24 protein-coding genes, 1 pseudogene and 1 riboswitch are annotated in these 20,776 nt (G+C 42.2%); of the genes and pseudogenes, 5 read left to right on the top strand and 20 right to left on the bottom strand.

The genetic code is table 11. The annotated features are described in order from the left end of the window. Positions 1-8: 8 nt before the first annotated feature. Positions 9-578, bottom strand: coding sequence for a hypothetical protein (locus ACFVS1_RS02960; RefSeq protein ID WP_387545070.1), 570 nt, complete (start codon positions 576-578; stop codon positions 9-11). 219 nt (positions 579-797) lie between these two features. On the opposite strand from ACFVS1_RS02960, the gene ACFVS1_RS02955 reads away from it, so the two are divergent. After that, positions 798-1,244, top strand: coding sequence for a universal stress protein (locus ACFVS1_RS02955; protein ID WP_387549185.1), 447 nt, complete (start codon positions 798-800; stop codon positions 1,242-1,244). Positions 1,245-1,288: 44 nt separating this feature from the next. Here the strand turns inward: ACFVS1_RS02955 and argH are convergent, their stop codons facing one another. Together argH and ACFVS1_RS02945 are read right to left on the bottom strand one after the other, a co-directional pair. Next, a complete protein-coding gene (argH, locus tag ACFVS1_RS02950) occupies positions 1,289-2,668 on the bottom strand; it encodes an argininosuccinate lyase (protein WP_352919205.1) in 1,380 nt (459 codons plus the stop codon). Further along, positions 2,665-3,870: an argininosuccinate synthase gene (locus ACFVS1_RS02945; protein ID WP_352919202.1), complete on the bottom strand. Its 1,206-nt coding sequence runs from the start codon at positions 3,868-3,870 to the stop codon at positions 2,665-2,667. Before ACFVS1_RS02945 ends, argH begins: the two co-directional genes overlap by 4 nt. A 212-nt stretch (positions 3,871-4,082) precedes the next feature. On the opposite strand from ACFVS1_RS02945, the gene ACFVS1_RS02940 reads away from it, so the two are divergent. Further along, complete coding sequence (locus ACFVS1_RS02940; RefSeq protein WP_352919199.1) at positions 4,083-4,397, top strand: hypothetical protein; 315 nt, start codon at positions 4,083-4,085, stop codon at positions 4,395-4,397. A gap of 55 nt (positions 4,398-4,452) precedes the next feature. Here ACFVS1_RS02940 and ACFVS1_RS02935 read toward each other — a convergent pair whose 3' ends face one another. The 4 genes from ACFVS1_RS02935 to ACFVS1_RS02920 form a co-directional block, all read right to left on the bottom strand. After that, a complete protein-coding gene (locus tag ACFVS1_RS02935) occupies positions 4,453-4,965 on the bottom strand; it encodes a MogA/MoaB family molybdenum cofactor biosynthesis protein (protein WP_387545069.1) in 513 nt (170 codons plus the stop codon). Continuing rightward, a complete protein-coding gene (locus tag ACFVS1_RS02930) occupies positions 4,962-5,804 on the bottom strand; it encodes an EcsC family protein (RefSeq protein WP_137018159.1) in 843 nt (280 codons plus the stop codon). Before ACFVS1_RS02930 ends, ACFVS1_RS02935 begins: the two co-directional genes overlap by 4 nt. Before the next feature lie 213 nt (positions 5,805-6,017). Further along, on the bottom strand, positions 6,018-7,223 hold the full coding sequence (locus ACFVS1_RS02925) for an acetate kinase (RefSeq protein WP_387545067.1): 1,206 nt from the start codon (positions 7,221-7,223) through the stop codon (positions 6,018-6,020). A 178-nt stretch (positions 7,224-7,401) separates the two neighbouring features. Next, positions 7,402-8,388 (bottom strand): class I SAM-dependent methyltransferase, encoded by a 987-nt coding sequence (locus ACFVS1_RS02920; protein ID WP_387545066.1) that lies wholly within the window; start codon positions 8,386-8,388, stop codon positions 7,402-7,404. A 513-nt stretch (positions 8,389-8,901) separates the two neighbouring features. On the opposite strand from ACFVS1_RS02920, the gene ACFVS1_RS02915 reads away from it, so the two are divergent. Beyond that, entirely contained in the window at positions 8,902-9,216 is a 315-nt protein-coding gene (locus tag ACFVS1_RS02915; RefSeq protein WP_387545065.1) for a FliH/SctL family protein, read from the top strand. A gap of 204 nt (positions 9,217-9,420) precedes the next feature. On the opposite strand, the gene tpx is transcribed toward ACFVS1_RS02915, so the two are convergent. The 7 genes and pseudogenes from tpx to ACFVS1_RS02880 all read right to left on the bottom strand — a co-directional run bounded on the left by tpx (position 9,421) and on the right by ACFVS1_RS02880 (position 13,579). Next, positions 9,421-9,921: a thiol peroxidase gene (tpx, locus tag ACFVS1_RS02910; RefSeq protein WP_137018155.1), complete on the bottom strand. Its 501-nt coding sequence runs from the start codon at positions 9,919-9,921 to the stop codon at positions 9,421-9,423. Positions 9,922-10,096: 175 nt separating this feature from the next. After that, entirely contained in the window at positions 10,097-10,579 is a 483-nt protein-coding gene (gene ytfJ / locus ACFVS1_RS02905; RefSeq protein WP_387545064.1) for a GerW family sporulation protein, read from the bottom strand. Positions 10,580-10,595: 16 nt separating this feature from the next. Further along, a complete protein-coding gene (locus tag ACFVS1_RS02900; protein WP_387545062.1) occupies positions 10,596-11,288 on the bottom strand; it encodes a DUF2953 domain-containing protein in 693 nt (230 codons plus the stop codon). A gap of 99 nt (positions 11,289-11,387) precedes the next feature. After that, entirely contained in the window at positions 11,388-11,927 is a 540-nt protein-coding gene (locus ACFVS1_RS02895) for an RDD family protein (RefSeq protein ID WP_387545061.1), read from the bottom strand. Positions 11,928-11,939: 12 nt separating this feature from the next. Next, positions 11,940-12,941 (bottom strand): signal peptide peptidase SppA, encoded by a 1,002-nt coding sequence (sppA, locus tag ACFVS1_RS02890; RefSeq protein ID WP_352919175.1) that lies wholly within the window; start codon positions 12,939-12,941, stop codon positions 11,940-11,942. A gap of 209 nt (positions 12,942-13,150) precedes the next feature. Continuing rightward, a pseudogene (locus ACFVS1_RS02885) lies at positions 13,151-13,491 on the bottom strand (4-hydroxythreonine-4-phosphate dehydrogenase PdxA); the annotation flags it as partial. Next, a complete protein-coding gene (locus ACFVS1_RS02880) occupies positions 13,430-13,579 on the bottom strand; it encodes a PrpR N-terminal domain-containing protein (protein ID WP_387545060.1) in 150 nt (49 codons plus the stop codon). The gene ACFVS1_RS02880 and the pseudogene ACFVS1_RS02885, both read right to left, overlap by 62 nt. Before the next feature lie 312 nt (positions 13,580-13,891). Between ACFVS1_RS02880 and ACFVS1_RS02875 the strand changes: the two genes are divergently transcribed. Then, positions 13,892-14,692 carry an NAD kinase gene (locus tag ACFVS1_RS02875; protein ID WP_352919173.1) on the top strand — a complete coding sequence of 267 codons (801 nt, stop codon included), beginning with the start codon at positions 13,892-13,894 and terminating at the stop codon, positions 14,690-14,692. A 38-nt stretch (positions 14,693-14,730) separates the two neighbouring features. Here ACFVS1_RS02875 and ACFVS1_RS02870 read toward each other — a convergent pair whose 3' ends face one another. From ACFVS1_RS02870 to ACFVS1_RS02850, 5 genes are read right to left on the bottom strand one after another with little or no spacing between them, the layout of a single operon-like run. Beyond that, a complete protein-coding gene (locus ACFVS1_RS02870) occupies positions 14,731-15,501 on the bottom strand; it encodes a TatD family hydrolase (protein WP_387545058.1) in 771 nt (256 codons plus the stop codon). 19 nt (positions 15,502-15,520) lie between these two features. Continuing rightward, complete coding sequence (locus ACFVS1_RS02865) at positions 15,521-16,264, bottom strand: ABC transporter ATP-binding protein (RefSeq protein WP_352919167.1); 744 nt, start codon at positions 16,262-16,264, stop codon at positions 15,521-15,523. After that, complete coding sequence (locus tag ACFVS1_RS02860) at positions 16,248-17,030, bottom strand: ABC transporter permease (protein ID WP_387545057.1); 783 nt, start codon at positions 17,028-17,030, stop codon at positions 16,248-16,250. The genes ACFVS1_RS02865 and ACFVS1_RS02860 overlap by 17 nt, the downstream gene beginning before the upstream one ends. Next, positions 17,027-17,311: a thiamine-binding protein gene (locus tag ACFVS1_RS02855; protein WP_239858587.1), complete on the bottom strand. Its 285-nt coding sequence runs from the start codon at positions 17,309-17,311 to the stop codon at positions 17,027-17,029. Before ACFVS1_RS02855 ends, ACFVS1_RS02860 begins: the two co-directional genes overlap by 4 nt. Positions 17,312-17,322: 11 nt before the next feature. Further along, positions 17,323-18,318 (bottom strand): ABC transporter substrate-binding protein, encoded by a 996-nt coding sequence (locus ACFVS1_RS02850; RefSeq protein WP_352919160.1) that lies wholly within the window; start codon positions 18,316-18,318, stop codon positions 17,323-17,325. Positions 18,319-18,452: 134 nt separating this feature from the next. Further along, positions 18,453-18,562: riboswitch (TPP riboswitch) on the bottom strand. Between the two features lie 314 nt (positions 18,563-18,876). Here ACFVS1_RS02850 and ACFVS1_RS02845 point away from each other — a divergent pair. Further along, the gene (locus ACFVS1_RS02845; RefSeq protein WP_387545055.1) at positions 18,877-19,698 is read left to right on the top strand and encodes a protein-glutamine gamma-glutamyltransferase; all 822 of its coding nucleotides are present in this window, start codon (positions 18,877-18,879) and stop codon (positions 19,696-19,698) included. 68 nt (positions 19,699-19,766) lie between these two features. Here ACFVS1_RS02845 and rarD read toward each other — a convergent pair whose 3' ends face one another. Next, positions 19,767-20,696: an EamA family transporter RarD gene (rarD, locus tag ACFVS1_RS02840; RefSeq protein WP_352919155.1), complete on the bottom strand. Its 930-nt coding sequence runs from the start codon at positions 20,694-20,696 to the stop codon at positions 19,767-19,769. Positions 20,697-20,776: the final 80 nt, after the last annotated feature.

Here is a 20,776-nt window from a genome sequence, read left to right as displayed (position 1 = left end):
CATTTCAACTAATCGGTCCGCAGTTCATACTTCATTGCTTTATGACTGCCGTCAAACCAAATGACCAGCCATTCACTATCTATTCTTATGATTCCCCTCTCGGCACCGAGATAATAAACAATATTATCTTCCTCTTTAAAATATTCCGTTTCTGTTGGAGGCCCTAAAAGCGTGAACACTTCATCTTTTGTCATGCCTATCATTTCATGTTCATTCATTAAATCATCTACCAGATATACTCTTCCCTCATCATCATTTATCCATCTTTCAACCGTGAAGCTTGATTCATATTCATTTACCCCCAACAGAACCAAACAAAAAACTAGAAGGGCAAAGCCAAGGCTTGATATGCCTATAAATCTCATTTTAATTTTCCTTTTATTATGCTTATTGGTATACTTCCATGATATCCATTGAAAAAATAGCAATAGAATAAATGGAAGCAGCAGTGCTGATATACTCTTTAAACTGATCGAAGCATGTACAAAATGGATGAAAAAAATATAAATGAAATAGATCAAAGCATACAAAAGCACGAATGAATATAATGCATAGTTTACTATTTTTGAAACACTCAAAGAAAAAAACTCCCCTCTCACACTAAAGGTCACCATAAATAAACAAATAAGGTAAAAAGGAGAGGTTTTCGTTCCTGCAATGATTCATGACATCTCATTATTCGATTTCCAGATTATTGGCATAAACATTCGCTAATTTGTTACAATTGAAATCAGATCCATTAGGTAAATCATCGTATAATAGGAATGAAATAGAAGGAGGAGATTCACTTGAATAGTATAGATTATAAAAATATTCTTGTAGCAGTGGACGGCTCGGAAGAAGCAGAGTGGGCCCTAAAAAAGGCAATATACTTAGCAAAACTCAGTGACGCTACCCTTGTGCTCACACATATCGTGGATACAAGGAATTTCCCTACTGTCGAAGCTTATGATATGACTATCCGTGATCACTCTGAAACCTTTGCCAATGAGCTATTGGACAAGTATAAAACGGAAGCCATTGCCTCCGGGATTGCAAAGGTCCAAACAGAAGTTGCATATGGTTCCCCTAAAGTTCAAATTCCAAGGGATTTAGCGAAAAAGCATTCGATCGATTTAATTGTTTGCGGTGCAACGGGCCTTAACGCAGTCGAACGTTTCCTTATCGGCAGCGTATCGGAAGGCATCGTTCGCCATTCAAACTGTGATGTAATGGTCGTACGTACGAATAATAAAAGAAAATGATAGAAAAAGCTCGTTCGCCAAATTGGTGAACGAGCTTTTTCCTGTTATTCACTTACCAGTTTTTCAGCCTTTTCAATTGCCAGCAATACTTGGGCAAAACCTGTACCGCCCGCACTGTTACGGCGTTTAACGGCCTCATATGGATTTAATGCATCATAAATATCATGTTCAAACAACTCGGAAGCTTCCTGGAATTGTTCCATGCTTAGGTCCACTAAATAGCAGCCATTCTGGACACAGAACAATACAAGCTTCCCGACCACTTCGTGCGCCTCACGGAAAGGCATACCCTTCGAAGCGAGGTAATCAGCTAATTCCGTCGCATTCGAAAAGTCATTTTTTGTTGCTTTTTCCATGATGTCCGTTTTCACTTTCATCGTTGAAATCATGCCGGCAAATATTTTAAGTGAACCAACAATGGTCTTAACCGTATCAAAAACGCCTTCTTTATCTTCTTGCATATCTTTGTTATAAGCAAGCGGCAGTCCTTTCAAAACAGTCAATAACCCCGTTAGGTTCCCATAAACCCGTCCTGTTTTACCACGGATCAATTCCGCCATATCAGGGTTTTTCTTTTGCGGCATGATGCTGCTTCCCGTGGAAAACGCATCATCCAATTCAATGAATTGGAATTCCTGGCTTGACCAGAGAATGATTTCTTCGCTGAAACGGGATAAATGCATCATCATTGTCGCACTGTTGCTCATGAATTCAATGGCAAAATCACGATCACTAACCGCATCAAGGCTATTTTCGTAAATTCCCTCAAACCCCAATAACTCGGCACTGAGGGCACGGTCAATCGGGAAAGTGGTTCCAGCTAATGCCCCGGCACCCAATGGAGAGATGTTAATCCTTTTGAAACTCTCGGTGAAGCGCTGCTTATCACGCTCAAGCATCCAAAAATAAGCCATTAAGTGGTGCGCAAATGAAATGGGCTGTGCACGCTGCAAATGTGTATAACCTGGAATTAGTGTTTCCACATTTTTCTTGGATTGTCCCAAAATCGCCATTTGCAAATCATTGATGAGTTCCAGAATCACTTTCGTTTGGTTACGCATATATAGATGAAGGTCTGTTGCAACTTGGTCATTACGGCTTCTTCCTGTATGAAGCTTTCCGCCAATTGGACCGATTTCGCTAATTAGCATACTTTCCAGATTAAGATGGATATCTTCCATCTCAACCTTAAAAGTCAATTCACCCTTCTCAGCTTTTTCCTGTAAAGTTTTCAGACCCGCAATGATCAGATCCGCATCTTCCTCAGGTAAAATGCTGCATTTCTTTAACATGGTTACATGAGCTAAACTGCCTTGAATATCTTCAAGGACAAGTTCCTGGTCAAAGGAAATGGAAGCTCCAAACTCATCTACCCATTCTTCGGCAGATTTCGTGAATCTTCCTCCCCAAAGCTTGCTGCTCACACTGTCACCTTCTTGTTAGTGACCATGCTGTTCACTTTCGTTGGAAGGCCCCATAACTTAATGAATCCAACTGCTGCATCATGATCGAATTCGTCAGCTTTTGTATAAGTAGCCAATTTTTCGTCATATAGAGAGTACTCGGATTTTCTTCCTTCAACAATCGCATGACCTTTGAATAGTTTCACACGAACCGTACCGGTTACATTCACTTGTGTTTCTTTCAGGAATGCAGCCAAAGCTTTTTGAAGCGGAGAGAACCAAAGTCCTTCATAAATCAATTCAGTCATTTTCTTCTCGATCACCGGCTTGAAGTGAGCCAATTCTTTTACAAGCGTGATATCCTCAAGTTCTTTGTGTGCAGCTATCAATGTCATCGCACCAGGAGCTTCATAGACTTCACGTGATTTGATTCCTACTAATCTATTTTCAACGTGATCGATACGTCCAACTCCGTGCTTGCCGGCAATTTGATTCAACTCGACAATCAGGTCAGCCAATTTATAGTTTTTATCATTCAATGTAACCGGCACACCTTGTTCAAAACCAATTTCAATGATATCGGCAGTATCAGGCGTACATTCAAGGCTTGCAGTCAAATCATAGGCTTCCTCCGGCGGAGCTGCCCAAGGATCTTCCAGGATTCCACACTCGTTACTTCTTCCCCAAAGGTTTTGGTCAATCGAGTACGGACTCGCCATGCCAATCGGAACAGGAATGCCATTTTCCGCTGCATATTCAATCTCCTCTTCACGAGACCATTTCCAGTCACGAACAGGTGCAAGAACTTGCAAATTAGGGTTCAAGGCGGAGATGGATACTTCGAAACGCACTTGGTCATTTCCTTTTCCCGTACAACCGTGTGCAACGGCTACCGCGTTTTCCGCTTCAGCCACTTCCACTAACTTTTTCGCGATCAGCGGACGTGATAAAGCTGATACCAATGGATATTTCCCTTCATACAAAGTATGTGCCTGAAGAGCCGTCAAGGCGAATTCATCAGCGAATTCGTCCTTCGCATCAATGACATAGGAACTTACCGCACCAACAGTGATCGCTTTTTCTTTAATGAAGTCCAAATCTTTTCCTTCACCGACATCCAAACAGCATGCCACAACTTCGTACCCTTGATCTTGTAACCATTTAATTGCAACGGAAGTATCCAAACCTCCGGAATATGCTAAAACAACTTTTTGATTTTCCATTTCCATCGTCCTTTCATGTGAATAAAAATTCATCGTTTGTTATTTTTATTCAATCTATGATTAGTACTTTATCATCTTTATTAAAGGAATACAAGGGGTATTTTAAAGATTTTGCTAAATAATCCGCTAATAATTTTGTGAATTTACACATTGGATGCTTCCGCGGGAATATAGTAAACTAGGAGTATGATAAATCGAAAAGCGGAGGGCATATGAAAGAACTATTTACCTTTGATGAACGGCTTGGCATCTCCATTCCCGATTTGAATCTGGAGTGGGATGAATATACAAAAGGCGAGCAACAGCAAATAATCGTACACTGGGAGAATATCCGGGGAAGCATCCCGGACCGCATCAAGGAACTGGAATCCACCATTAACCGAAAGCAGTTTCGCCTCTCCGATGAGAGTAATTTCGCCAAATCATGCCAGCTCAATTCCGAAATTGCGGAACTTGCTTCCATCATCAATGATTTATGGCTATGGTATCGCGCCAATCAAGTCGTAAGTGAAAAGATGCATAATTAAGGCCTATTCCATGCAAAAAAGCCACAGTTTAAAACTGTGGCTTTTTTGCATCCTCTTATAAATCCTTGCGAAGTTCACCAACGACATGTCCCAATTCCGGAAGAATCAATTTATTCATCGCAAGCCGAACCGCCCCTGATGAGCCTGGGGTGGAAAAAACGGCTTTATTGTTCACGACTCCGGCAATCGCCCTGGAAAGAATGGCGGCAGACCCGATATCCTCTTGATAGCTGAGCATTCGAAAAATCTCGCCAAAACCGGGAATTTCCTTGGTCATCAACTCTTTGACCGCCTCGATCGTTACATCCCTATTGGCGATGCCTGTGCCACCATTTGTTAATATGACATCGACTTTGCTGCTATGGCTACCAGAAGTGACCGCATCCTGAATCGCTTTCCGCTCATCTTTAACGATTACATAATCCGTCACTTCATGCCCTTTCGACTTCAGCAATTCCATCATCAGTGCTCCGCTTTTATCCGTTTCTTCATTACGTGTATCACTGACGGTTATCACCATGCAGCGAACTGCCTCCGTGATGGCTTTTTTATGATTCTTGACACTCATTCTTCATCAGCCTTCTTCTCCAGTAAATAACGATATTGATAGAACTTCTGGGCAAATTCACTGACACTCCGGGTCATTTGATAATTGGATCCAGCCCCGATGGCCATGCTGATGAACGGTATGCCCCGAACCAGTTTTTTTCGAAAAACAGTAATGGATAATGCTTTCAACAGCTGCTTCAGAGGCTGTTCCATCCAAGTAGGGTTTGTCAGTTCTTCGATTCCTAAATAAAAATAGTCATCTTCTGCGGTCTGGACCTCGCGGATCAATTCTTCCCACGCTATTCCTTGGAGCCTCTTTGGCATCGCTCCTGCATTGAATACCTTCAGGGCCAACATCATTTCAAACGGCGTATTCACCTCAACACCATAAGACATCGCAATCAGCTGTACGATCCTGACATTAATGACCGTCATGGCAGGAATATCGCTCCCTAGCAGAAGCAGGCCTCCTGATCCGCTCATCCCGCCCTGTGCAAATGAATACAAGCGATGCTTAGCGATATGCTGATTGGCTATGTAATTCAACTGATCGATCGATAGGTGATTCAAATCACTCAACGTTTCGATTTCTTCATTAAACACGCGCGCAGATGCTAAAATCCGCTCTCTTGCATCTATTTGAACTTGTGAGCTCTGAACCATGGCATGTAAATGAAAAAGCCAGGTATCCAGCTTTTCAAAAAACTGTTGTTGGACGTTTTCAGGAAGCAGGGCAAACCCCTGCTCCAACCATTTATCATACAATGCAGCAAGGTCCGTGGGCTCATATTGATAAAGCTTTTCCTGCCATTCACTAATTTCATTCCAAATTTTCATTTCCCGGTTCGTGAATTCCATGCATCAAGCCTCCTATGTACAGAATTGGTGGATTCTCCCTTAAGTATACCATAGAGGGATGCTTTTCAGAGAACGGATGATGGGAATCCAGTGTTAATGGGGATCGGCCGCATGGACATAAACTCGATGAGGAGTCGGATTTCAAGGAGGAAATTTTATGGGAAAGACCCCTTCCCCAGAGGGATAAGGGGATCATGATAAAAAAACAGGAAGTCATGTTTTCCAAGTCTCGCTCAAAGCTATTTTCATAGTATCCCTGACAATCATGATTTCTTCATTAGTGGGGATGACCATGACTTTTACCGGGGAATAGGGTGCATTGATGAACGCTTCTTTACCCGAGGTGCGATTGAGATCCTTATCCCAATATACCCCCATGAATTCAAGTCCCTCCAAGATTCGCCCCCTAATGGTTTGACTGTTTTCACCGATGCCCGCTGTAAAAATGATGCCATCCACACCTCCCATTTTAGCTGAATAGGAGCCAATGTACTTGTGAATTCGGTCTGCGAATACTTTAAGTGCGAGTTCAGCCCGCTCATTGCCTTTATCCGCTTCAACTTGAATATCACGCAGGTCGCTGGAAAAACCGGAAAGGGCCAGGATGCCGCTTTTCTTATTCAGGACATCCAGAACTTCATCTGCTGTTTTACCCGTCTTCTCCATGATATAAGGAATCAATGCAGGGTCGATGTTCCCTGAACGAGTTCCCATAGTAACACCGGCCAATGGGGTAAATCCCATTGATGTATCAATTGATTTGCCGCCCTTTATGGCCGTGATGCTTGCACCATTCCCTAAATGGCACGATATCAATCGAAGCTGTTCAATTGGGCGGCCAATCATTACGGCAGCCCGCTGTGAGACATATTTATGTGAAGTACCATGAAATCCATACTTCCTTATTCCGTATTTTTCATAATATTCAAGAGGCAAGCTGTACAAATAGGAACCTGCTGCCATCGTTTGATGGAAGGCAGTGTCGAATACCGCAACCGCTGGCACATTACCCAGTGCTTGCCTGAAGGCTTTGATCCCGGTGATATTGGCGGGATTATGAAGGGGCGCCAACTCGGAAAGCTTTTCGATTTCCTCTATTACGGCCTCCGTAATCAAGACCGAGTCACTGAATACCTCACCGCCATGCACCACCCTATGCCCTACGCCATCTATCTCTTCAAAGGAGTCAATGATGCGATGGTCAATCAGCTTTTTCAATAAAAGCCCTACAGCCACTTCATGATTGGGTATATCCAGCGTTTCAGAAACCTTTTCGCCTTCGACGCTTAAAGTAAATGCGGAATCTTTCAAGCCGATTCTCTCAACAAGACCTTTTGTAATTACTTCTTCACAAGGCATCTCAAAAAGCTGAAACTTCAATGAAGAGCTGCCCGCATTAATAGCCATGATTTTTGACATCCATCCTGCTCCTTTTCTCTAAGCTAGTTCTTCCAATGTTATCTCATCGAAACGTGCAGTATATTGTACAATCGTATCATGACAAGCGAATTCAACCAAATATTAATGAATAATTGCAAATTATCACTCTCAAATAAAAAAAATGAAAGCCAATGCCTGGGGCATCAGCTTTCATTGACTATTTTTCCTCTTTAAACCAATCGTCCATCTGTTGCATGACAGACCTGGTCGCTTCGAAATCCGACAACTTCGGAAGCTGTACGAGCAATGCCTTCTTCGGTGCTTCGATACCCTCTTTTTTCTTTTGAAGGATCAGGATGCTTTTCGCAGCCGCTTCATTTTTAAACATGGAAAGCGGCAATTGCACCATCCCTTGAATATGTGTATGCTTCTTCAGAAAATCATTGAGTTTCGGCGCTTCCTCCGAGACGAACAGGTTATTCGGGACAATGAAGAATAGATGTCCGCCATCCTTCGCATGTTTAACACCTTGTTCAATAAACAAATGGTGTGCATACGAATGTCCCTTATCGGCCTTCAATTCATATTCAGCTGCACGTACATCATTCGGATAATAACCAATCGGCAAATCACTGACCACAACATCTGAAGGATCGATGAAAAGCGGCTCCAGGCTGTCCTGGTTGAAAAATTGCAGCGGGTGTTCTTGCAGGTTGGCACCTGCATAAGCAAGCCTGATCAAGGTTTCATCAATCTCGACACCATATGACGCGATGTTTTTATCAGTAAGTTGATTCAAGATCGCAAATAGTAAGTTCCCCGTTCCGATGGCTGGATCGAGCATGACTATCTCTTTTTGATCCTTTGTGAATTTACCGACTAAATAACTGACGAACATGCCGACTGCATCAGGAGTCATATGATGATTCGGCTGAACGCTCTGCTGCATGCCTTTTAAAATGGCAAGCTGGTACGCTTTTCGGATTGCTTCTTTTTCATATTTCTCTGGTGAAAAATCTGCATAATGCTTCACTAACCTTTTTTTCGATACTTCACTGATTTCCTCCTGCAGGACTTTCCCTTCGAAGAAATTCTCGCCCGTTTCACCTAAGGCATCCAGATACGTACATGATAGTTCACTTTGCAATATTTGGGCTGTTTCATCAAATTCATAAAATAATTGTTCAACTGGGGTAGACTTCACTTATTTATTCCTCCTGTTTGCTTCTGTCCCTATTTTAAAGGTAAGAAGAAAGAGATACAAGCCGTACGTCCTGCTCATCATTCTTCGTATGTATAACGTACCGTTTTCCGTTTGAAAGTCCGCATATAATGAACTCGCGCAGCAACTCTTTTTCAAAGGCTCTTTTCGTAAAGATTGTTGTTTTTAAAACAAAACGATTTAAGGTTGATTGGAGCGGAAGTGCGAGACTCCTGCGGGAGCAGCGGGACAAGTGAGACCCCACAGGCGTTTACGCCGAGGAGGCTCACCGCCCGCCCCGCGGAAAGCGAGCATCTGGAGGGGAAATCAACCACACCGCACTACTTGGTAAATAGCAGTAAATAGCAACAAAGTATGCGAAAACAGCCTTTTCAAAATAACCAGGCGTAAAAAATGGGTACATATAACACAGGGTTGTTGCCCTGTATTTTTTATTACTTGGATAGGCTCAATAAATGCCCAAACAGAATACCATGCATGAGGTGGTGATTATATATGGATAATCAATATCAAAACTATCATGGGCAGGTTAATCCGATAAATCAGCAACATGATACACAGGCAGCAGATGATTTAACTAGGCAGCAACAAGGGTTTCAAGATGCGTTTAGACAAGGGTATCGACAAGGATATCGACAAGGGTATAGGGATGGATACCGAGCAGGGCAACAAGCGGGGTTTCCAGGACATCATCAAAGACAAATGCCGTCGTGGCCTAATGAAATTGACATAAAAGTTGGAACACCTAATGGTCAAGAGTGGTCTGGCAAGGTTGTTTTACCACAAAATGGTCCGATTTTCGAGCCTTAACTGATCCAGCATATAATAAATGTAACTCGTCAAAAGAAACGAACTGTATCGATCTACCTCAAAATTAATCATAACCACAACTTAAATGAATATTAGAGCCTAAAAAGGACCTGTCCACTTCAACGACAAGGTGTTTAAAACAGGAAAATCAAAATTCAAACAAAAAACCGGGCACATTGCGCCCGGTTTCTTAAAATTCGCAACTTATTTTGCCGCTTTAGCCGCTTCGATTGCACCTTCGTAATTAGGATGGCTGGTGCCTTCACTTACATATTCTACATATGTGATTTCATCAGAGCTGTTCACTACGAATACAGAGCGAGCCAATAGACGAAGTTCTTGCATGACGACACCATATGCTTCACCAAATGAAAGGTCACGGTGATCGGAAAGAACTTGAACATTGTCCAAGCCGCTGGCAGCACACCAGCGTTTTTGCGCGAAAGGAAGATCGTTACTGATCGTAAGTACTTTTACATTATCCAATTTTGCCGCTTCTTCATTGAATTTACGTGTCTGTGCGTCACAAACACCTGTATCCACGGATGGAACCACGCTGATAATGCGGACAGAACCTTTGGAGTCGTTTAAAGTAACCGGAGATAAGTCATTAGCCAATACTGTAAAATCAGGTGCTTTGTCCCCAACTTTTAGTTCTTGTCCCACTAAAGTGATCGGGTTGTTTTTAAATGTAACTGAAGCCATTAAAAATTCCTCCTTTTTCTGCTATATGTACATGCATAATAATATTTGTTTTGCCGGAATTTTGCAATTAATTGAATTCGGAAATGTGATTGGTGCTTGTACATGACATCCAAGCTTTTGAATGTATAATGACATACTGCAGCAAAAATAAAACTCGGCAGATGCCGAGTCGCAGTTAGAAATCTATATCCATTTTAGGTTCTTGGTACCTTTTTGCAGCTGGTTGACTGCCGCCTTGGTTTTGATTACTGCCCTGCTTTTGATTATTGTCTTTCTTGGATAGCATGGACTGGATCTTATCGACAACTTGAGGAGCTAAATCCATCATTTTTTCGAGAAGATGCGTCCCTTCATCCAGATGGATCATTTTCACACCATGGGAACCGACAATCAAAAAGGCAATTGGTGTTATGGAAACCCCGCCGCCGCTACCGCCGCCGAAGGGCTGCTTGGAATCACCTTGCTGTCCTTGATGGTTTCCATCCATCACAAACTCGCTGCCACCGGCTGCGAAACCAAATCCCACTTTGGATACGGTTAAAATAACACTTCCATCCGGAGTTTCCACCGGATCTCCGATGATCGTGTTCACATCGACCATTTCTTTCAGATTTTCCATAGCTTCTTTCATTAAACCTTGGATCGGATGATCTGACATTTAAATTCCCTCCACTCTAGAACGATTGTTTATTGGAATCACCTGATAGCTTCGCTAATTTCTTCGACTTGAAATGCGGCTTTCCGCCTTTCCAATAACGAAGCAGTTTTATTCCAGTCACCATAGCCTGCCCGATTCTAAATTGTAATATGCAGGAAATCGACGTATTTGCCTGCCATCTCTGAAAGTCTGGTGTAATGGAATAGGAGGGCATGATCCTGAAGTTGAAATAGGTTGTCAGCAACCCGATGATGGAACCTTTAAGTGCCCAGCATGCTCCAGTTAAAACACCGGTGTGTGCAGCGTTTTTAGTACCGACCATACTATGCCAGGTGAATTTTTTGACTTGGACTTTCCCAGCGAAGTGACGGACAATCTTATGGAGTCCGAATATATGCTGAAGCATCTCCAGACTGTCTGCGAATCCGTCACGCATATCTTCGGCTGTCATTTTTTTCTTTTCTTCCTTTTGTGTTTTCCCGTTCATTTCTTGCTCTTCGTTTATTACTAAAGTTGCCGAGTCATCCTCCATTTTGATGACCGGAACCTTGAATGTATAGTGAAAAAGCCCATACCAAGCTGATAATTTAATATGTATTAGGTCATTCGTTTGGACACGTTTGTAGTCGATGGACACTCTTACTTTAGTGAAAACAACTATTAGCAGCACCAAAAGGAGGATACCTATAATAAACAAAAGCCACTTCATGCACCCACACCCCTTCAGCCTATCATTATCGGCATATGCAAAAAAAATAAACCTGCAAAAGCGAAAATCACGCTATTACAGATTTATGAATGGAAGAAATCATCTTCTGATCAACACAACCCCCGTGTCTGCAAAGACATCATGCAATGCCTGTTTCTTCGGTAAAAGGCCTGCCAAGAGATAGCCGATCCAAGTGACCTTAGAAATATAGCGGCCAATCAGCTCCCTGAACAATATCGTACCCCATGAAATGGTTTTTTTCTCTTCCTTCAATGCAACGACTTTCAGTCCAAAAATCATCTTGCCAAGGGTTTGGTTCAAGAATTTGGTCATCAAAACAAAGTATAAGAAGAATACGACCCCCGTTAAAAAGCCCTCTGCGGAAAACCAGAGATCATCTGTCCCTTCATAAAACTTGAAGATGGGATGAATCAAAATCCGGTTCAAACTCCCGATAACCAATAGATCGGCTAAATAGGCCCAAAACCTCATCCAAAAACCGGCAAAATGCACGTTGTTGACACCGTCATCATCCACGGCCTTACTGGCTGTTGAAACTCCCTGCTGAACGGGAACCTCTTGATCTGCCATTAGATTGGATGAAGCGATTTGTTCATTACTTTCATTTCGTTCCGTCATCCTTCAGCCCCCCTATTCCGCATACAAATACATTAAGCGTGGAGAATTTGAAGAGGAAAGGATTTTTGTCAAGACTGCCGTTTCCACATCATTTCCCAACATTTTTTGCGCACCCATACTGAATAATGAACCGAATCCTGCCTCGTCTGTATAACGGATCACTTGAGCATCCTTATCACCGATATCCGTTTTCATCGCAGCAATCACATCATCCAAATGACCGAAATCATCGATTAGATGGTTTTCTTTAGCCTGACGTCCATCATAAATGCGGCCATCGGCGATTTCCCTTACTTCCTTCTCTGTCATACCGCGTCCGTCTGCAATGATTTTTACAAATTGGTCATAAGAATTATCGATCATGTCTTGGAGTATTTCACGTTCTTCACCAGTCATTTCCCGGGTCGGACTCATTATATCTTTGTGTGGTCCGCTTTTGATGGTTTCGAACTCAACACCATACTTCTTGGCCAACTTCTCGTAATTATACCCCTGCATGATGACACCAAGTGAACCTGTCATCGTTTCCGGACTAGCATAAATCTTATCGGCTGGTGCAGAAATATAATATCCTCCTGAAGCTGCCATAGACCCCATTGATACATACACAGGTTTTTTCACTTTCTTGATATCAAGGATCTTTTCATATATCTCTGCACTTTCGACGACACCGCCGCCTGGAGAATTCACCCGAAGGATAATTCCTTTGATATCATCATTTTCCTCAGCCATCTTCAGCTTATCCATGAAGGCACGGTGATTATATGTTGCCGAACTAAGTAATGATGCTTCCCCTGTATCCTGAATCGTGCCTTCTACATCGAATACCGCAATAATATTTGAGAAATCATCGCCTTCTATGACTTCCTCGTAAAATGCACTTTCAGAAGCAAATAAATCATCAATGATATTTTCCGTATCCGCTGTAAATAGAGTCGTGGAAATCCCTACAGCAATAGAAACAAAAAATAAAACGGCCGCAATACCCAGTGCCGCCCAACGCTTTCCATTCATCTGTTTTCCCCCTTAAATATATGTATCCTTCTTACCATACGAACTAATAACAAAAATGTTTCATTCCATGATAAACCAAGACATATAGAATTGTAGCAAAGAATCCTCAAATTGGAAATATATTGGTGCATTTTGCACAATCTCCATTTATTTTATATATTAATTTTTCCAAGTTTCAATTTTTGAGCGGAGCAGTAAATGCCGTAAAATCAGCTCAACTTAAAAGCTGCCGGGATCATCTCGGTAGCTTCACTATTTAATTCAATTGCTGACTGAATGGCCGCAAGCATGCTTTTTTCATCAGGGATGTTCTTTCCAGCGATATCAAGGCTGTGCCATGATCTACGAAAGTACGGAAAATGCCTCCCTTGAGCCCTACTGTAATATTGACCCAGCCTCAATCCCCATAACCTTGATTCGGGCATTTCCCTATTACATGTGCAAGCTTAATCTTGTACGGCCGCTCATGATTAATGCTTTCGATAGCTTCAACCAGCCCCATATGAGTCATCAAATGGATGACCTTTAAATTCGAAATGGTCAGCATCATAACCGGAAAGGTGCATGTCGATCACTGGAATATTGATCGATTGCTTAATTAACTTGGCCGTTCCTCCCCTGCTGATTATGGCATCCACTCTGTTTACCGCTTCCAATTTTGCAAGTTATATCCGAACCCTATTCAGCAATTCCTTTGTATGGCAGGGATTTAAAGAGCCCTTACTGAGTATTCATTATACCTATATTCTCTTCACTTCCTAATAGACGATCCTAGTTAATCATGCAAGAGCGGGGCACTCTTTCTGCTTTAACAAAAGTGCTTCATCCATGATAAACTATGTCATATAAAAATGTACGAAATGTACAGCTGCTTCTTGTACCGCGTTTTTCCTATTTCGAAAGTTAAGAAAGCCCTTTCATCAACATACATACTAGTAGGAGGGATCATGATGAATACTCGAAGGAATATTTATTTTTTCCATGCACCGAATGCAGAGATGCTTAGCAAGGTTGAATACTTGTCAGACTTGGCGAAGCAACATTCCTATGAAGTCATCCAGGATTTCACAAAAGCAAACATCATCGTAAGCATCGGTGATGATGGCACATTCCTGCAGGCAGCCCGTAAAACCGGGTTCAGGGATGACTGTTTATATGCGGGCATTTCCACCACAGGTAATTTGAATATGTATTGCGATTTCCACTTGGAAGATACGGAGAAAATGATCGATGCCATGACTAGAGAGCAAATTGAGGTGCGTAGATATCCAACCATCGATATCCAATTAGATGATCAGCCTTCCTTTTATGCCCTTAATGAACTCAGTATCCGGTCTTCCATCACCAAAACGTTCATCATGGATATTTTCATTGATCGACTCCATTTTGAAACTTTTCGCGGGGACGGAATCATCATTGCGACTCCGACCGGAAGCACGGCCTATAATAAATCGGTCAATGGGGCCGTTGTCGACCCCCTTCTCCCTTGCTTTCAAGTGAGCGAGCTTGCTTCCATCAATAATAATACCTATCGGACCTTAGGCTCCTCATTCATTCTAAGCGGTGATAGGACGTTGACCATCCACCTTGAACAAAACGGACCAAGCTATCCGATCATCGGAATGGACAATGAAGCCTTAAGCATCAATCATGTCGAACAGGTAAAGGTCCGGTTAAGCGGTAAAGTCATTAAGACCGTCAAGCTAAAAGACAATTCCTTTTGGGAAAAGGTGAAAAGAACCTTCCTTTGAACGAACTAAAAAGGTACCGGATATGATAGCCGGTACCTTTATATATGATAAAAATCTTTCGTATTTTGATAAAGGGTTTCATAAACATCCTCAATCGGCAATCCTTTAATCGAAGCAATTTGACGCACACTGTCATGCATCATGACGGGATGGGTCCATTTCCCTTCGAAAACCCCTTCAAACGGCCATGGGCCATCCGTTTCAATCATCATCAGATTAAGTGGGTAAGCCGAAACTAACTCTTGTATATCCCTCTCATAACAAACATCAGGTGTAATTGAAATGCGGTAGCCCTTTTCGGCCATTCTTTCGACTGTCCGGTTATCGCCTTTAAACCAATGAAAGTGCGCCTTTGTGATTTGATGCTTATCCAAAAGGTCGCAAACGATAGGTGCATCTTCGTGGACGGCATGAAGTATAACCGGCTTTTCCACCTCTTTAGCAAAAGCCAGGAACTTCTCCAGTATGGCTATATACGCTGAGTTATCAATATGGGGATTTTCCTGCCTTAAGTAATAGGGCAGTCCCACCTCACCTATGGCCACCATATATGGACGATGTTCCCGCATCCAGTTCAATAATTCGTTCACTTCTTCATCACTCGGGAGGGGCTGCTCTGGATGAAAGCCAAAGGCAGGCTTAATTCGGAAATCTTTCAGTGAAAGCTGATAATTGTTAACCGAAGAAGCCAAATTCATGGAAACAGTCAGCAAGGATTGCAAATGAACCTTTTCCATGTCAGTCAGAATCTGCTTCCGCTTAACAACATCATATTTATCCAAATGGATATGGCTGTCGATTATTCTCAAATTTAATGGCCTCCTTACGTTAAGTAGAAAGAGTTGGCATCAGTGCTGCATATAATTCTCTCTTCAAATGAAAAAACTCATCACTAAGAAGTTGTTCTTCACTTCTTGGCCTTGGAAATGGAACGTTCACTTCTTTGATGACAGCAGCCGGTCTTGCTGATAATACATAAATTCTATCGGATAGGAAAACCGCTTCATCTATGCTATGCGTAACAAATAGCACCGACCTCCGATTTTCTTCCCAAACCGACAACAGCCATTTTTGCATTTGCAATCTTGTCAGTTCATCCAAGGCAGAAAAGGGTTCGTCCAGGCACATCAAGTCCTGTGGACTTAAGATACTCCGGATGAATGCCGTCCTTTGCTTCATGCCTCCTGATAATTCATGCGGATATGCTTTTCCGTACTCTTCTAATCCAGCTTTCATTAAAAGGGCTTTTGCCTTTTCTTTATCTCTGATCCCAGCAAGTTCACTTCCAAGCAAAACATTTTCCAATACCGTTCTCCAAGGTAAAAGGGAAGGCTGCTGCGGCATATAGCTGATATGGCCCTTTAAGCCATTTATCTTTTTACCATTCAGTGAAATGATGCCATGATCCGGCTTCAAAATGCCGCCGATCAAGTGGAACAATGTACTTTTACCGCTGCCCGATGGCCCAAGGATCGTGACAAATTCCCCATCATCCACATGGAAATTCATATTCTCCAATATATTCTGTTTACCATCGAAAGAATAGGAGACATCTTTAATTTCCAGCTTCATCCTTGCCACCCTCCTTTCTCTTCCAAGAAACTAAATATTTCTCCAGGAAGGTGATGATTCCAAAAAAGATCAGGCTCATTCCCATAATGATGAAAATGGCAACAAACACCCGGTCTGTCCTGAACGCAGAGGATGCGAGCGTCATATAAACACCAACCCCCGATTTTGCCCCGAGCCACTCTGAAATAACCGCACCCATTACACTATAGGTGGCCGAAATTTTCAGACCGGAGAAAATGAACGGGATTGAGTGAGGAAATTCCAGCTTCCAAAATAACTGGTTTTTCCCCGCTCCCATCATCTTGAAATAATGCTTAAGTTCGTATGGTGTCTGGCGAAAACCGTCCAATGATGCAACCGCAACCGGAAAAAAACATACAAGCGAAATCACTATTAACTTAGGCAGCATGCCAAAGCCAAACCAGATCACCAAAAGCGGGGCCAAAACTATGATAGGTATATTTTGTGATAGTATGAGCAGAGGATAAACCGCATCCTTCACACCGGGAAATAGGTGTAGGATTGCCGCGATCAATAAACCGATGCAGCTTCCAATAAAAAAACCCGACAACGCAAGCTCGGTTGTGGATATAAGGTGTCCGTAAAGATTCCGCGACGACTCAATTCCTTCAATAAAAATGGCCGATGGAGCGGGAAGCAGCCATTCTTCAACCTTCAATAAGACTGTCACTGACTCCCAAACTATCAGCAACAATAATAAAAGAAAGAAGGGAGCCCCCTTCTTCCAAATTCCCCTTCCGATCATGCCCGATATTTCTCCGTCAACGTATCCATCGTAATCCCGCTTGGCTGATATAATATTTTCACTTGCGAAATGACATTCGGCGATCCTATTTCAATCATTCTTACATTCATTTTTTCTATCACGGCAAAAAGTTCGGAAAGCTCGCCCTCCATTGTCGTTTCAAGCGGGTGAACCTCATACTTGACACCTGATTCTTCAATGATCTTGATTGCTTCATCGACCATAGGGATGACATTTTCCCCTTTAGGGATAATTTGTATACTAATTAATGTATTGGCCATTGTATTTCCTCCTATTTTGGTAAAAATTCATTGGTAAATGCCTTTTCAGGATCGAAATCACCTTCAAGAAGCTTGTTTTCAGTCATCCAATCACTGTAATTCTTCCAGATTTCCAGTTTTTGTTCACCCCAACGCGGAGCATCATCCTGATACTTGTCTGCAAGCCACTCCTGGCTTTTCTTAACTAGTTTTGCATCAAGATCCGGCGCAGACTTAATTAACATGTCTGCTGCATCAGCAGGATTTTCAATCGCAAACTGGTACCCTTTCGATGCTGCATGAACGAATGCTTTAACAGTTTCCGGATCTTCTTTTATCATCTTTTCATTTGTCGTCAAAACAGGCGTATAGTAATCAAGCTTATCAGAGTATTCGGTTAAGTAAACCATATTAAGCTTTTCATTTCGCAGCTCAGCCTCAATGCCTGTCCATCCATAATAAATCCAGGCAAAATCTATATCCCTCTTAACCGAAGTGAAAAAATCCATGTCTCCTGTATTGACTATATCCACTTTATTTACATCCGCATTTTCTTTTTTCATGAGTGAATCGATAATGGCCTTTTCTACCGGAGACCCCCAGCCACCATACGTTTTCCCTTCAAAATCCTTTGGAGTTGTAATGTCCTTTGCCTCAGGGGAAGCGAATCCCGAGGTATTATGCTGGATGACGGCAGCTACCGAAACAATCGGCACGCCCTGCACGCGGGCCTGCGTTATGCCCTCCTGGTAGCTCACGCCAAATTCAGATTTCCCTGAAGCGACAAGCTTATCCGCTCCAGCTTCACCTGGCATGATAATTTCCACATCAAGTCCTTGCTCTTTAAAATAACCTTTTTCCTTGGCAACATACAATCCTGTATGGTTTGTATTCGGTGTCCAATCGAGCACGACCGATACCTTTTTTAATTCTTCATTTTTAGATGCTTCTTCTTTTTCATTAGTTCCTCCTGCACCACATCCAGCCAAAAGGAACAACGAAGTTAACAGTGGTAAGAATTTATTCAAGTTATTATCCTCCTACACATCATATAAGATCCATATGCCAGAACCATAATGGGGCTCCAGGGTCTATTCAGATACTGGATAAAAAAGCAAAAAACGCCCGAAGATGAATTCGGACGTTAACATACAAAACATAAAGTCAGTAATAATATGTTCCCTCCGCTGGCATCACCCAGATCAGGTTCAAAGAGTCAGCATCTAAAGGACGCAATCTCAGCCAGCAGTACTGGCCCCCCTACATTTCTCGCACATATGAACTTTTCTCTCTCATTATATCAATTCATAAGGAAAAGGGAATACTAATTTGCTTCTTCTCACTAATTGGAAAGGTATTCCTTGCTCTTAAAGATATCTAGCAAAACATCTTTTGGAACGAAAATCCTTGAAAGCAAAATAATTCTGCCGATTTTCATTCCAATCATTCTTGGCTGCAGCGGTGGCTGAAACGTTCTAAATAGTCATTTCCTTGCATGCATTCATATAATGAGCATTACCTGTAGACATTTTTGTGTACCGGCATTATTAAACCCTTAATTTCATAAGCAAAAGGTGGATATGATCATGATAAAGATTAATCATAGATGGTTGGATGTCAGTCAAATCCAACCAGCTACAGCATCTGCAAAATCGCTTGAAATTCTCCAATTGCTGGGTGAAGATTCTAACGTTTTTGAATACAGGAACTTTGGAGAGTTTAATTTCGATATACAACTGAGGCACCGTGTCATTGAGGCAGCGATTTCATTGAATAAAAGTGGTGCAGAATTTTCAACACTTGAGGAATCGCAATCCAATCAACAATATTGGCACATTTCAAAGGATGGCACCTTTACTCTTCAGCCAGGGATTTTCCCTCATGCTGCACTTCTGGACATATTCATGAATGGAAGTCTTTATACCTTCGAATGCGGGACAGCAATAGTCGTCACTTTTTTAAAGGCGATTTTGGATGTAATCGGCTCTAGGAACTTCGATTATCTTTTTTCAAACCTATTTTTATATGACTGGCGCCCCCCACAGAACATGGAACTTAATATTCATAAAGGGAGAGATTATACACCAGGCGATTGCGTTTACTTCATAAACCCTGATCATGACGAGTCAACTCCTGAATGGCAAGGTGAAAATGCCATACTATTAGGGAATGACCTCTTTTATGGACACGGGATCGGGATTACCTCTTCACAGGGAATCATCGATGAATTAAATAGCAATAGAAAGCCGTACGCAACCATATCAGCATTCCTGACAAGTCATATCATTTTCCTTGATAGTTCCTTTTATAGGCAATTCCAACTAAATAGAGCAAAGCCCGATCACTTGCCTGTCAGCCTTTCCAATTGTATTGTTTCTGAAATAGGTTCGAAGATTTACCTTTCATGACCTTTCTGTTTTATATACCAGCATAAAAAAATGCTTGGGGAGAGATCTCCCAAGCATTTTTTTATTATTCATGCACCAATATTCCCTTTGCCTTTAATCCTGCGGACACTTGCCTGACCCCATTTCGTTATGGATAGTGTATAAACAGCCAAGGCTGACCATATGAACAAAAAGGCTAAAAGATGTGCTTTGGTGAAACTTTCATGATAGACGAATACCCCGATCAATAAGGATAAGGTCGGAGCGATATACTGAAAAATGCCTAGCATCGATAACGGGATCTTCTCCGCCCCTTTTGCAAAATATAAAAGAGGCAAGGCCGTGGCAATCCCGCCGCCCACCAACAGCAAGCTTGTGCTTCCATCCGTAAAGAACTGCATCTCTGACCGGTTCATCAAGTAGATCAGGTAACCCAGGGCCAGAGGCGTTACCATCATCGTTTCGAGCGTCAGCCCGATCGCCGATTCGGCCTTGATCATTTTTTTTGCCAGACCGTATAACCCAAAGGTCATGGCCAAAACCAGAGAGATCCACGGGATCGTGCCGAAATGAATGCCAAGGATCAAGACTCCGATTCCTGCAAGCAGGAATGAAATGATTTGGGCCCCGCTCAATTTTTCTTTTAAGACTATCACTCCCAATAGTACACTGACTAGCGGATTGATATAATATCCAAGGCTCGTGTCGAGGATCCGTCCTGAGTTAACGGCCCAGATGAACACTCCCCAATTAGCTGTAACAAGCAGTGAAGCCGTTAGTAATGCCGTAAAAAGTTTCGGATTTCCCATTATTTTTTTGACATAATCAAGAAACGCTTGCCACTTTTTCATGAACATCAATAAAACCAGCATGAACACGAAAGACCATAATACCCTCTGAGCTAAAATTTCTATTGCACCGACTCCCTGAAGGAACTTCCAGTAAACCGGCACAACTCCCCACATCATATAAGATAAGGCTGCATAAATCGCCCCTTCTTTTTGTTCATCCACTTTCATAACAAGCCTTCTTTCCATTTACATTCCTTTATCTAATTCCATCTAACAATTTTGTATTTCCATTTCCTTTTTTGCAACTG

Origin of the sequence: Peribacillus sp. NPDC058075, from assembly GCF_042885195.1 — a bacterium.
Classification (GTDB): Bacteria; Bacillota; Bacilli; order Bacillales; family DSM-1321; genus Peribacillus.
Note: the sequence above shows the minus strand (reverse complement) of the source record. Positions and strands in the feature narration are given on the sequence as shown.